Below are 12867 nucleotides of genomic sequence, written 5' to 3' on the forward strand. Positions count from 1 at the left end.
CAAATCCTGCCCCCGCAACCAAACACAACAAGCCCGCAAGACAGAAATGTCCGCGGACTTTTTGGCGTTTTGGGGAAGAGAGGTTGGTGGCATCGAGAGCCCTGGTATCGCCGGCGCGGCTGTCGACGACGGCCGGGTGCTTGCGGGGCTGACCATTCGCGGCATTCATGTCGATCCCGGTATGATCAGGTCGCTCTGTTAGCAAAAGCTTCTCCTAGTCAGATATTCTTCGTCACCGACGCCATGCAGACGATTTGAACGTAGCTCGCCGGCTTCGAACTCACCGGCCGCACTATCCATCGACCCGGGCCGGATATCTGAGCCAGATTACGCGGCGGATTTCATTGTCCTGACGGACACTTTTAATCATGTCGAAACATGGATCGACGGTGTGCGGGGAGGGCGATCATAGATTTTGACCACCTCCTGAAATAACCCGCTGACTTTGCACTCGACATCGCGCAAAAATCCGCATAAAAATTGTCGTCACATGTCCTTTACTTTTGGCGATAATTTTCAAGGTGAGCTATGAACGTGCGCGAAGCTGTGGAGACTGACATCGACTTCATTGTGAAAGCCTACGCCTCCGCGTTCGCGTTCACCCGCAACCGAACTGTGCAATATATCGAAGACATAGGGATCTCGAGCTTCCATATAATCAAGCAAGGATTAGAACCGGCGGCAGTCTTCGCCCTGATCGAGACAGGGCACTGGTTTGGTGGCAAGGTGATCCCCGCGTGCAACATCGCCCATGTCGCGATCAGTCCAGAACATCGAGGGTCTGGCCTAGCCGCCTCAATCCTGGACTTTGCTGGCGAGGAAGCGCTGCGACGGGGTGCCGACGTCGTGAGTCTCTTTGCATCGACCCGGCCGGTCTACCGCAAGTCAGGCTTCGAGCTGGCAGGTTCGGAAATGATCTACGAGGCGGAGACGTCGGAGCTCTACAAGATAAAAGCGAGCTTCAAGTGCCGCAGTGTTTCCGGAGAAAGCCTGCGGCCGACGATAGGCAAGATCTACGAGGAACACTGCCGCGATCAGAACGGCGTTCTGAAGCGGCATCGGGGGCATTGGAACGTGCTCTTGCGGGCTGCGGATGAAGAGCTTTCCACATTTGTATTCGAGGCAGATGGACAGGATGTCGGGTACATCGTGCTCGATACGGGCGATCCGGAGTGTCTGTTGCTTCGCGATTGGGTCGCACTCACAGGTCAGGCTGCCCGCGAAATACTGAAGTTCTTGGGGACGTTTTCGACGGTCTATCCCCGCGTCCGTTGGCATGGTGGTCCGGCCGACCCGCTCGTCTTCGCTTTGCCAGACAAGGGATGGCGGCTCGTGCATCAGGAGGAGTTCCTGATGCGTGTTCTGTCTCCGGCGAAGGCGCTTGCCGCCAGAGGTTACGGGCACGCCTCCGGGAGCCTCAAAATCCGGATAGCTAGCAAAACCGAAAAGCAGACGCTGCTCCTGACCGTCATAGACGGCAATGCTGCTTGCGAGGAGGATTTTGCGGGAGACGCCGACATCACCGTCGGTCTGGCACAGCTGACCACACTAATCACAGCTTTCCGTTCGGCACACTTTCTTCATAAGGCGGGCTGGATTATAGGCGACGGGGAGGCAATAAAACGCTGTAATGATATCTTCAGCGGCCCAGCCCCCTGGGTCGGCGAGCATTTTTAAGGATACTGCCTTGGTTCCGGCACCCCAGATGGCGCTCATCGCGAGCATTCGATCACGCGCACCTAACATGACGCGCGCCTTGGAGCGCGTCGCGAACCACGCTCTCGAAGATCCCCAGGCAGTGCTTTACAAAAGCATCACCGAGCTTGCGGAAGACTCCCAGTCATCCGAGGCCAGCGTCATGCGGTTCTGTCGAGAGCTGGGATTCGCGGGCTTTCAGAACTTCAAGCTCGCACTTGCCCAGGAACTGGCAACGCAACAGCAGCCCAACGCCAGTAGCGGCCAGGGCGACACCGTCCTCGATCTGATCGAGACGGCGAGAATGGCCTTGAACGAGACGGAACGACTTTTAGATCGCCGGACGATCGAAGCGGTGGCGAATGAACTTTTGAAGGCCGCTCATATCGAGATATTCGGCGTCGCCGCTTCGGCAATCACTGCGCAGTATTTGGAATACAAGCTTGCCCGTCTTGGTCTTCATTCCCACATCGCCCGTGACGCTCATCTTGCGACCATGACCGCAGCCACTTCCGGCCCGGCAGACGTCTACTTCCTGGTGTCGAACTCGGGCTCGACGATCGACACCGTGAAGATTGCCGAGCGAGCGCATGCCCGCGGCGCAACGGTCGTCGGCATAACAAGTCGGGTGAAGAGTCCCCTTGCGGCGGTCTGCGACTACCTTCTCCTCGCCTCATGGCCTGAGACGCCTCTTACCGGGGGTGCCTATCCCTCAAAGATCAGCGAACTGCTCATCGTCGATGCGATCGCCTCATACATTACGAAGGCCGCGCCGGAACGGATCGACATCGTGCGCGAGACAGCACAGAGCGTTACCGACCGCAGTATCTAAAACTTTTTAAAACTCCCGTTGCACAGCCGGATAAAACAGTTTTTAGTTTTGACGGAAATTTTCATCAAAAAAAATATATTGACGGATAGCGTCATTGCGCTTAGCTTCCTGTTAACAAATAAAGCGGGAACCACCAATGATCGACATCCTCGAAGACTTGCGGGGCGGCCTTGCCGTGTCTTGTCAGGCGGCGGAAGACAGTCCTTTGCATCGGACACGTCACATCGTTGCGCTTGCACGGGCTGCGGTCATGGGTGGCGCGAAAGCTCTCCGTATCGAAAGCGCCGCCAATGTCGCTGCGGTCCGGGAAGCTGTGTCGGTTCCGATCATCGGCATCACGAAAATCGCCCAGCCTAATAGCGAAATCTACGTCACTTCGAGTCTGAGCGACGTCAGGGAGCTTTGCGACGCAGGCGCCGACATCCTCGCATTCGATGAGACAAAGCGCCCGAGGCCCTCTAGCGTTCCCAAGCGGATCGCCGTGATCGATCGTACCGGCAGGATCGCTATAGCGCATCAGCACGTTCCAGGAGGCTACCGAGGCGATGGATGCCGGTGCGGCCTACGTTGGAACAACCCTTTCCGGATACACGCCCAACTCGCCGCAAGGCGAGATACCCGACTTCGTTCTAATGCGCGGACTTTGATCGGCGCGGATCCCATTCGTGTCCGAAGGGCGGATCTGGGGCCTTCGGAAGCTCGCCTGGCAGTAGAATACGGCGCGATGTTTGTCGTCGTCGGTTCTGCCATAAACCACCATTCTGACGTGATCACACGTCGATTTGCAGATGCCGTGGCCGGCGTCGCAGCTTGAGCCACGCCAAAAGGGAGAAATGAAATGAGCAGCAAATTTCGCGTCGCAGTCATCGGAGCCGGTTTCATGGGCTCGATGCATGCGCAGATCTTCGCTAACGAGCCGCGTGCCGATCTTGTGGCTGTGGTCGACCAGAACATCGACAGGGCAAAGGAACTTGCCGGCCAGCTTGGCAAAGATATCAAGGCATACGCCTCCCACCAGGACCTACTCGCGTGGGAGCAGCTCGATCTCGTCAGCATCTGCACGCCGGACCATCTCCACCTTGAGCCCGCTCTGGCCATCGCCGCCAAGGGCGTCAACCTGTTCGTAGAGAAGCCGATCGCTTCTACCATCGAGGACGCCCAGAAGATCGTCGATGCCTGCAAGGCCGCGAACGTGAAGCTCGGCATTGGCTATCTGCTGCGCTTCGACCCCCGCTACTACAAGGCCCGCGAACTCATCACATCGGGCCAGATCGGTACGCCGATCCACATTTACGCACGCCGCAACAGCGCACGCACGGAAGGGCCGAAGCGCTATGCCGGCACCCTGCCGCTCGCTTTGCACGTGACCGTGCACGATGTCGATATGGTCCTTTGGATGCTTGAAGGACAGAAGCCAGTCAGCGTCTATGCCCAGCAGACAGATATCCTTCTCGGCTCAATTGGGACCCAGGACACGATCGCAGGGATTGTTCGGTTCTCCGGAGGCACGGTTGTCAACTTTGAGAGTGCGTGGTCGCTGCCCGGCGGCGCTCGCCACATGATCGACGCCCGCATGGAGATGATCGGCACCGAAGGCTCATTCGAGGTCCAGTGCGGAGACAGCGGCCTCTACTTTGCCGACAACCAGACTTCCCGCGAGATAGACACCCAGCATTGGCCGATCATCGAAGGCCGCGTCGGCGGCGACCTCAGGCTTCAGCTCGCCAGTGTTCTCGAGTGGCTCGACGGCGGCCCTTCGCAGGTCGCGAGCGGCGAAGAAGCCATCCAGTCGCTCGAACTGACACGCGCCCTCATTCGCTCGGCGGAGACCGGCGAAGTCGTCAAACTCTAACCTAGTCCGATCAACTCAAACGCAGCTCACGGTAACTGAAAAAGGGGAATGACATGAAAAGAAGACAGCTACTTGCCTTGACGATCGCACTCTCGGCCTCTGCGGCTCTGCCTGCCTTCGCGCAGGATGCGGCCAAGCCATACGCTGGAACGACGCTCGCAGTCCTGATGGAAGGTCACCCGACCACGGACGGGATCCAGGCGCTGCTTCCGGAATTCACCAAGGAAACCGGCATCGAGGTGAACCTCGAAGTGGTGCCGGAATCCGACATCACTGCCAAGGAACTTCTGGAGTTTTCGTCGGGCTCCGGCCGCTACGACGTCGTCCAGAACAATATCATATTCATTCCGGGTTTCGTGAAAGCGGGTTACATCGATCCACTCGACGACTTCGCAACGAAATTCCCAAAGGACTATGATAAAACCGACTTCGTTCCAGGCTACCTGGACACGAATATCATCGACGGCAAACTCTACGGTCTACCAGTTTATGGTGAGAGCACCTTCCTTATGTACCGGAAGGACTTGTTCGAGCAGTATGGGATCACCCCGCCGAAGACGTTCGACGAAGTCGCCGCCGCGGCAAAGACCGTCAAGGAAAAGTCTGACGGCAAGACCGTCGGGATCACGATGCGAGGCGCTCAGGGCATCCAGAACGTGTACGTATGGGCCGGCTGGCTGTGGGGCTACGGTGGCGAGTTCATCTCGAAGGACGGCAAGTCCGCTCTCGGTTCCGACGAAGCCGCCAAGTCGCTCGACGCATTCGGCGATGTCCTTCGCAACTACGGCCCGGTCGGCGTCGCGAACTTCGGTTGGGAAGAGAATCACACCCTGTTCCAGCAAGGCAAGGCTGGAATGACCATGGATGCTACGGTCAACGGAGCCTTCAACGAAGACCCGTCCGTTTCCTCCGTCGTCGGCAAGGTCGGCTATGTGCCAGTTCCGGCGCAAAGCGACAAACTCAAGGGCGGATCTTCTTCCCTGGCAGTTCACAGCTTGTATGTGACTTCGGCATCCAAGCAGAAGGAGGCCGCCTGGTTGTTCTCAGCTTGGGCAACCGCCAAGGAGCAACAGATCAAGTCCTTCGGTATCGCACCGAATTCCGGCGTCACCTCTCAGGGCGCTATGAACTCCGACGAGTTCAACAAGCGCTACGGTGCGTTCAAGGAAGCGATGCTCGCGTCGATCGCCAAGGGCAACCCGCAATACCTTCCCACCGTGCAGGCAGCCAACGAGATCATCAACAACGCCGGCATCGCCGTGTCGAAGGTGCTCGCCGGAACGGCAACTGCCAAGGACGCGCTTGCGGAAGCGAACATGGCTAACGACGAAGCCCTCGCACGCTAAGAGGCACGCGATACCACGTCCGGGGCAAACCCGGACGTGGTCAATATCGGGGATCATGATGGCCAGAGACGCGACAAAACTATTCTATCAACCGGTGATCGTGTTCTTCAGCGCGGTCTCGGTGGTGATCACGATCTACGTGTTGTGGCTCACCTTGCACAATATCAACCTGATGCGGCCCGGAGGTGAGAAATTCGTCGGGCTCTCGAACTATGCACGCCTGCTGTTCGACTCGCGCGGATTGAACGCGCTCTGGCGCACCGTGCTTTTCACGACCGTCGCGACCGGGATCGAGCTCGCGCTGGGCCTGGTGATCGCCCTCCTCCTAGATAAAGAATTCCACGGCAAGAAGATCGCACGAGCCATCATGCTGGTGCCGATCGTCATGACCCCGATCGTGGTAGGCCTGACCTGGCGTTTCATGTTCGATCCTTCGAGCGGCATGGCGAACTATCTCCTGTCCCTGCTCGGCCTCGGACCGGTGGACTGGCTCGGCAATCCGAGCGTCGCGATATTTTCGGTCATGATCGCCGACGTCTGGCAATGGACGCCCTTTGTCGTGCTCCTGACCATGGCCTCCCTTGAGTCCTTGCCCGGAGAACCTCAGAATGCCGCCCGCGTCGATGGGGCCCGCGAATGGCAGGTGCTCTGGCACATAACGCTCCCGGCGCTACAAAGGGCACTGCTCGTTGTCGCACTGATCCGGGCGATCGATAGCGTGAAGACGTTCGACATCTTCTACATCATGACCCGCGGCGGTCCAGCTCTCTCGACAGAGACGCTCAATCTCTACGGCTATATCTCTGCCTTCACGAATTTCGACATTTCCTACTCGCTGACCATCGCGATGGTCCTGACGATCTTCACGAACGTAGCCCTGCTTCTGCTTTACAATCTTGCCTTCAAGGCACAGGCGAGAGGAGCCGCATAATGCGCAAACTGTTCTTCTACCTCGCGGTCGCACTACTGCTCATCGTCGTCCTGTTCCCGCTCTACTGGGTCTTCGTGACGTCGATCAAATCGACCAAGGACGCGTTCGCCATCCCACCAGTGTGGTTCTTCGAGCTGACATGGGAGAACTATCAACGGGTCCTCAACAACGGCAGCTTCATCCGCGCCTTCGTTAACAGCATCGTAATCTCTTTCAGCGCCAGCCTCATCTCGGTTGCCGTGGGTGCATTGGCAGCATATGGCCTGGTCGCGCAGGAAGAGCCTGTCCGTCGCAAGAACGAGAAGTTCATTCTGAGCCTACGGATCGCACCACCTCTGATCTTCATCATCCCGACCTATTTCCTGGCCGCGCAGTTGAAGCTCTTGAACAACCATTGGGTCATCATCGGCGTCTATGCGTTCATCAACGTGCCGTTTGCCATCTCCCTTTTGATAACATTCTTCGAGGATATCCCGCGCGAGCTGCGCGACGCCGCGAAGGTCGATGGCGCTCGCGAATTGACCATCTTCTGGAACGTCTTCCTGCCCGTCGCCAAGGGCGGGATCGTAGCAACCCTTATCTTGTGCGTGCTCTTTACCTGGAATGAATTCTTCGTCGCCCTCGTTCTGACCGGGCGGGACACCCAGACCCTCCCGGTGAGCATAACGTCGTTCCTGACGTTCCAGGGCGTCCAATGGGGACCGCTCACGGCGGCCGCAACACTCGTCATGCTGCCGATGCTCGTGCTTGGCATGCTGGTTCAAGGACAGGTCGTGCGCGGCATGTCTCTCGGGAGTATCAAAGGATGATCGGCATGAACACAGCCATCAAGCAATCGCTTTCCCTGAGCAAGATCACCAAATCCTATGGCCCGGTATCGGTCCTGAAGGGCATCGACGTCGAGGTCTCCGAAGGCGAGTTCATCGTATTGCTCGGCCCTTCCGGCTGCGGCAAGTCCACGCTCCTCCATGCGATCGCCGGATTGCACCCGATTGACTCAGGCGACATTGTGATCCAGGGCAAGACGGTCACTGACACGCCAACGCGCGAGCGGGACGTCGCGATGGTGTTCCAGAGCTATGCGCTCTACCCCAACATGTCCGTGGCGCAGAATATCGGATTTCCTCTCCGGATGCGGAAGCTATCCAAGGAGGAAATTGCGATGAAAGTCGCAGAGGTTGCCCGCCTCCTGCAGATCGAGCCACTCCTCGAGCGCAAGCCCCGCGAGCTGTCGGGTGGGCAGCGCCAGCGCGTGGCCATCGGCCGTGCACTCGTCCGCGACCCGAAGGTCTTCCTCTTTGATGAACCGCTGTCCAACCTCGACGCGACGCTGCGTGTCGAGACGCGCGCCGAGATCAAGAGATTGCACGAGCGCATCGGCAAGACCATGGTCTATGTCACCCATGACCAGATCGAGGCCATGACGCTGGCGACCCGGATCGTCGTGATGAATAAGGGCGACATCCAGCAGATCGGAACGCCGTTCGAGATCTACCATAAGCCTGAGAACACGTTTGTCGCCCGGTTCGTCGGATCTCCCTCCATGCAGTTCATCAACGGACGCCTTCTGAAGGATGGTTCGGGTGTGCGCTTCACGGACGGGAAGGACTGGACGCTTCCGATGCCATTCCCAGAGCTCGGAGCCGATGGTTCAACAGAGGTCATCTTGGGCGTGAGGCCGGAGCACATCAAGCTCGTGCCTTCGGATCAGGAGGGCCATGAGGCATTGGTAGATCTGGTTGAGTCGACGGGGCCAGAGGACAACGTCACGCTGTCCGTGAACGGGCAGAAGGTCACGGCACGCCTCGAGACGGGCATCACAAAGAGCGGCCAGACGGTCAAGGTACAGATCGCCACGGACAAGGTTTCGCTCTTCGATGCCGCGAGCGGAAAACGCATAAACTGAACGGAACAGATATGAAGATCATCATCAAGGACACTGCTGCGGAGGCATCTGCGGCGGTCACGGAAATCCTGTTGCAGCAGATCGCTGAAAAGCCGGCAAGCGTCCTCGGGCTTCCGACAGGCGGCACTCCGCTCGCCGTCTATGCCAGGCTGCGTGAGGAGTTCGCAAAGGGACGCGGATCCTATGGCTCGATTACCACATTCAACGTTGACGAATACATTGGACTTTCCCTGCACGACCCGGCGTCCTACGCTCGCTACATGCGTGAAAACCTGTTCGAACACGTTAACGTAAAAGCCAGCCGGACAAACATTCCGGACGGCTCTGCTTCCGACCCCGATGCGGAGGCGAAGCGCTACGAGGGTCTGATTGCCGCCTGCGGAGGTATCGATCTGATGCTTCTCGGCTTAGGCCGAAACGCTCATATAGGGTTTAACGAGCCGGGATCCCTCCATCATTCTCGAACCCGCCGCGTCGCCCTGACAGAATCGACGCTAGAGGCCAATTCGGCCTACTTCGCGTCTGGCGCTGTCCAGCCAACGCACGCCATCACGATGGGCATCGGCACCATCCTGCAATGCCGCAGGATCGTCGTGCTGGCGACCGGTCCTGAAAAGGCGGAGGCCGTGGCCTCGAGCGTGGACGGTGTCGTGTCCGAGGCAGTGCCTGGGTCGGCCCTCAGCCATCACCCCGATACGACGATCGTTCTCGACAAGGCTGCAGCCCGAAATCTCGGCATCGCTCAGCCGATGGAGCTACGGGCATGAAATCCAAAGACGACGGTACCAATGTGCTCAAGGAAATTCTCAAGGGCGCCCTCATTGTCTCCTGCCAGCCTGTTCCAGGCGGCGCGATGGATGACAGCCAATATGTGGTCGGCTTCGGACTTGCGGCTCTTTCCGCTGGAGCTGCCGGACTGCGTATCGAGTCCGCCCGCTATGTGGCCGCCGTCCGTGCCGCCACGGACGCTCCCATCATCGGTTTGATCAAGCGTGACCTCGACGACAGTCCGGTCCGCATCACGCCATTTCTTTACGACGTCACAGCCCTGGCGGATGCCGGCGCGGATATAATTGCTTTCGACGCCACGGACCGTGTCCGTCCGGTGACGATCGAAGCGCTGGCCCAGGCTGTAAGGAATGCAGGTAAGCTCTCGATGGCCGACTGCAGTTGCGTCGAGGATGCGCGTCGGGCGTTGGCCGCTGGCGTCGATTTTGTCGGCACGACCATGTCTGGCTACACCGGCGGCCCGGAACCTGTCGATCCCGACATCAACCTCATCGGAGAGCTTCGGAAGCTCACCCCCTTCATCATCGCGGAAGGCCGTATCCGCACAACGGAACAGGCGCAGGCGGCCGCACGCGCCGGTGCGACCTGTGTCGTGGTCGGCTCCGCCATCACACGCACGGAGCATGTGACCACGTGGTTCCGCGATGCCCTAAACGAGGTCTATGCACCGGCTCCCGTCGTACTGGCAGTGGATCTGGGTGGAACCAAGACCATGGCGTCGCTCGTCCAGGCAGGTGAGGTGCTCGATACTTCTGTGTTCGCCACCGACCGTTCGGGATCTCCCGAAAGCTGGCTGGCATCCATCGTTGACGCGGTCGCCGCGTGGAAAGGCCGCTATACTGCCGTCGGCATTGCCGTTACCGGAGCTGTGCGCGGTGGCCATTGGCGCGCGATGAACACGGCCACCCTTGACATTAAAGCCGAGTTCCCACTCGAGCAGCGGGCGGCGGAGCTGCTCGGCGTGCCGGTCGTCGCAGCCAACGACGCTCAAGCTGCGGCATGGGGCGAGTTCAAGGCGTCCTCCGACCGATCTGACCTGGTTTTCATGACGGTATCTACGGGTCTCGGTGGCGGTATCGTCTCCGAAGGACGGCTGTTGCGTGGTGTCGCCGGTCATTTCGGCCAGATGTCTAACGCTACGGGCGAGAAGGTCGAAGGCCAGATCTGCGGGCCGTGGATCGCGGTCGAAGCCAAGCGCCTGGGACATGCCGTCGAGCCAAAGGAGGTCTTCGCCGCCGCAGTGTCGGGCGACGAGTGGGCTGTCGGAATCATCGACGGTGTGGCGAGGCGTTTTGCGCGACTGTGCTGCGACATCCAGTTGGCGATCGATCCATCACGGATCGTCATAGGCGGAGGCGTCGGTCTTGCCACTGGTTTCCTCGATAGAGTGAGGGCCGAGATCGCAGCCATTGGTCCTTCAGCAATACCGGAACTACATGCTGCAACTCTGGGACCAAGGGCAGGGATTGTCGGGGTCGCGGACTTGGCAATCACAAAACAAAATCGTAAATCCACAATGAAAACAATGTTTTAGCTGAATAGAGTGAGAGGGCCAATGGTTCGATTTCCTTCTAAGCGAACCATTGGAAATTAGCAAAAGACCATCCCGCTTTCCTCAGTCGTTGCTACGACGCTCGCATCTGAGGTTCTCTGGTGCGGCCCCCTCGCTGATGACATCATCGATTTGCCCCGGCCCGTCCATTTCGCTATGGGCGAATTGTTGAGGCGCCTCAAACGCCGGCAGCGACCATCGTGTAAATCTTGCGGGTCTGCTCGTGGATCGTCCATTCGCCGCGCCAGCCGAGGGGCAGCACGAACATTTCGCCAGCGCCGATCTCATTGGCCGTTCCGTCGGTGTTGTGCAGTGTCACGCGGCCGGCGAGGATGTGGCAGATCTCGGCGTTCTGGCTGCGGTCGGCAGTGAAACGGCCAGGTGTGCATTCCCAGACGCCGGTTTCCATCTTGCCGTCGGCGCTCGTCCAGAGCGCGACAGCCGCCTCCTCCTGATTGCCTTCCAGCGAGGTCTGTTTCGACGCGAAGGCGCCGAGATCGAGGGTGAGGAGGTCGCCGAAATTCTCAAAACTGATCATCATATGTCCTGTCTTAAAGTCCGTGTTTCAATGGCCGGTGATGCTGTCGGCAAGCGCCGCAAGCTTCGATGTGCGCGTTTGGCCGGCGAATTCGCGGTCGTCCGCCATGCGGTAGAGCTGGTACATGGAGTGTACGCCGAGCCAGCGGAACGGCTCCGGCTCCCACTTGCGGACCGTGCGGTTCACCCAGGGCAGGCCGGTCAGTTCCGTCTCGCGGTTGAGAACAAGATCGGCAAGCGTGCGGCCGGCAAGGTTGGAACTGGAGACGCCGAGGCCGACATAGCCGCCAGCCCAGCCGATACCCGTAGAGCGATCGAAACCGGCCGTCGTGCACCAGTCGCGCGGCACGCCGAGCACGCCACACCAGGCGTGGTCGATCTTCAGCGATTTCGTCTGCGGCAGCAACCGCGTTAGGATGCCGTGCAGCGCGTCGATGGTTGCCTGCTGCGTCTGGCCGTTGACATCAGTCTTCGAGCCGAAGCGATAGGGAACGCCACGCCCGCCCATGGTGATACGGCCCTCGCGCGTGCGCTGGGCGTAGCAATAGGCGTGCGCCGCATCCCCGAGCAACTCATGGCCTTCCCAGCCGATTTCCTTCCAGAGCGCATCCGGCACGGGTTCGGTGACGATCTGGGCGCTGTTCAGCGCAAGCCATGTCCGCTCATAGCCCGGCAGGCCTGCAGAAAAACCTTCAGTGGCACGGATGATAAATGGCGCGCGTACCATGCCTCGGTCTGTCTCGACCCGACCCTTCTCAAAAGACGTGACGCTCGTTCCCTCATAGATCGACACGCCAAGGCCTTCGACGACACGCGCGAGGCCGCGCACCAGCTTGGCCGGTTGCACGCGCGCCATGCCGCGGTAGATGATGGCGCCGCGGAGGTTGGCGATATTGATGTGCTTTGCGGCCTCGTCCGCCGACAAAAGCTGCACCCGTTCCGGCGGCATCTGCCAATCAAGGTCAAACTGATAGCCCGCGCGCACACGTTCAAGCTGGGCGGCGTTGGTCGCAGCGATGATCTTGTCGACGCGAATGAGATCGGCGTCGATTCCCTCTACCTTTGTTACGCGCTCGACCTCATCGACGGTCCCGGCCATGGCGTTCTGCATGTCGACGACGGCGCCGCGGCTGGAGGTTTTTGCATACTTTTCCCGCGACCAGCTGAAGCCACCGGAGAGCCAGCCGCCATTGCGCCCCGATGCGCCGAAGCCTGCAAATTCCCGCTCGAGCACGACGATATTGAGGGCCGGATTGGCCTTCTTCAGATAGTAGGCGGTCCATAGGCCGGTATAACCGGCGCCGATGATGCAGACATCAGCCTCGCGATCGCCGGGTAAGGGAGGGCGCTTCTGGGGAATGCCGCCGATATCGGCGTACCAGAAGGAAATGTTGCCGTTGGTCTTGACGTCCATGGGAATACTTTCG

At 59.3% G+C, this 12867-nt stretch carries 13 protein-coding genes and 1 pseudogene; 12 read left to right on the top strand and 2 right to left on the bottom strand.

The features are described from left to right. The 12 genes and pseudogenes from ASD32_RS30460 to ASD32_RS16320 all read left to right on the top strand — a co-directional run. Positions 1-202, top strand: a 202-nt coding sequence (locus ASD32_RS30460; protein ID WP_210171108.1) for a hypothetical protein, incomplete at its 5' end; no start/stop codon positions are given. A gap of 326 nt (positions 203-528) precedes the next feature. Next, on the top strand, positions 529-1677 hold the full coding sequence (locus ASD32_RS16275) for a GNAT family N-acetyltransferase (RefSeq protein WP_060639105.1): 1149 nt from the start codon (positions 529-531) through the stop codon (positions 1675-1677). Between the two features lie 28 nt (positions 1678-1705). Then, positions 1706-2527: a MurR/RpiR family transcriptional regulator gene (locus ASD32_RS16280; protein ID WP_082546796.1), complete on the top strand. Its 822-nt coding sequence runs from the start codon at positions 1706-1708 to the stop codon at positions 2525-2527. Positions 2528-2663: 136 nt separating this feature from the next. After that, positions 2664-3029 (top strand): annotated as a pseudogene (locus ASD32_RS30955) (N-acetylmannosamine-6-phosphate 2-epimerase); the annotation flags it as partial. 43 nt (positions 3030-3072) lie between these two features. Next, on the top strand, positions 3073-3174 hold the full coding sequence (locus ASD32_RS30960; RefSeq protein WP_280139461.1) for a hypothetical protein: 102 nt from the start codon (positions 3073-3075) through the stop codon (positions 3172-3174). A gap of 191 nt (positions 3175-3365) precedes the next feature. After that, positions 3366-4379 carry a Gfo/Idh/MocA family oxidoreductase gene (locus ASD32_RS16290; RefSeq protein ID WP_060639106.1) on the top strand — a complete coding sequence of 338 codons (1014 nt, stop codon included), beginning with the start codon at positions 3366-3368 and terminating at the stop codon, positions 4377-4379. Positions 4380-4432: 53 nt separating this feature from the next. Further along, the gene (locus ASD32_RS16295; protein WP_060639107.1) at positions 4433-5725 is read left to right on the top strand and encodes a sugar ABC transporter substrate-binding protein; all 1293 of its coding nucleotides are present in this window, start codon (positions 4433-4435) and stop codon (positions 5723-5725) included. Between the two features lie 58 nt (positions 5726-5783). Beyond that, positions 5784-6656 (top strand): sugar ABC transporter permease, encoded by an 873-nt coding sequence (locus ASD32_RS16300; RefSeq protein ID WP_060639540.1) that lies wholly within the window; start codon positions 5784-5786, stop codon positions 6654-6656. Next, on the top strand, positions 6656-7465 hold the full coding sequence (locus tag ASD32_RS16305) for a carbohydrate ABC transporter permease (RefSeq protein WP_060639108.1): 810 nt from the start codon (positions 6656-6658) through the stop codon (positions 7463-7465). Before ASD32_RS16300 ends, ASD32_RS16305 begins: the two co-directional genes overlap by 1 nt. Further along, positions 7462-8562, top strand: coding sequence for a sn-glycerol-3-phosphate ABC transporter ATP-binding protein UgpC (gene ugpC, locus ASD32_RS16310; RefSeq protein ID WP_082546797.1), 1101 nt, complete (start codon positions 7462-7464; stop codon positions 8560-8562). The genes ASD32_RS16305 and ugpC overlap by 4 nt, the downstream gene beginning before the upstream one ends. 11 nt (positions 8563-8573) lie before the next feature. After that, entirely contained in the window at positions 8574-9329 is a 756-nt protein-coding gene (gene nagB, locus ASD32_RS16315; RefSeq protein WP_060639109.1) for a glucosamine-6-phosphate deaminase, read from the top strand. Then, a complete protein-coding gene (locus ASD32_RS16320) occupies positions 9326-10885 on the top strand; it encodes a putative N-acetylmannosamine-6-phosphate 2-epimerase (protein WP_082546798.1) in 1560 nt (519 codons plus the stop codon). Before nagB ends, ASD32_RS16320 begins: the two co-directional genes overlap by 4 nt. Before the next feature lie 196 nt (positions 10886-11081). On the opposite strand, the gene ASD32_RS16325 is transcribed toward ASD32_RS16320, so the two are convergent. Together ASD32_RS16325 and ASD32_RS16330 are read right to left on the bottom strand one after the other, a co-directional pair. Continuing rightward, positions 11082-11444 carry a cupin domain-containing protein gene (locus ASD32_RS16325; RefSeq protein WP_348270741.1) on the bottom strand — a complete coding sequence of 121 codons (363 nt, stop codon included), beginning with the start codon at positions 11442-11444 and terminating at the stop codon, positions 11082-11084. 24 nt (positions 11445-11468) lie between these two features. After that, positions 11469-12854 (bottom strand): FAD-binding oxidoreductase, encoded by a 1386-nt coding sequence (locus ASD32_RS16330; RefSeq protein ID WP_060639110.1) that lies wholly within the window; start codon positions 12852-12854, stop codon positions 11469-11471. Positions 12855-12867 lie beyond the last annotated feature (13 nt).

It is taken from the genome of Rhizobium sp. Root483D2, from assembly GCF_001426685.1.
GTDB classification, from domain to species: Bacteria; Pseudomonadota; Alphaproteobacteria; order Rhizobiales; family Rhizobiaceae; genus Pararhizobium; species Pararhizobium qamdonense.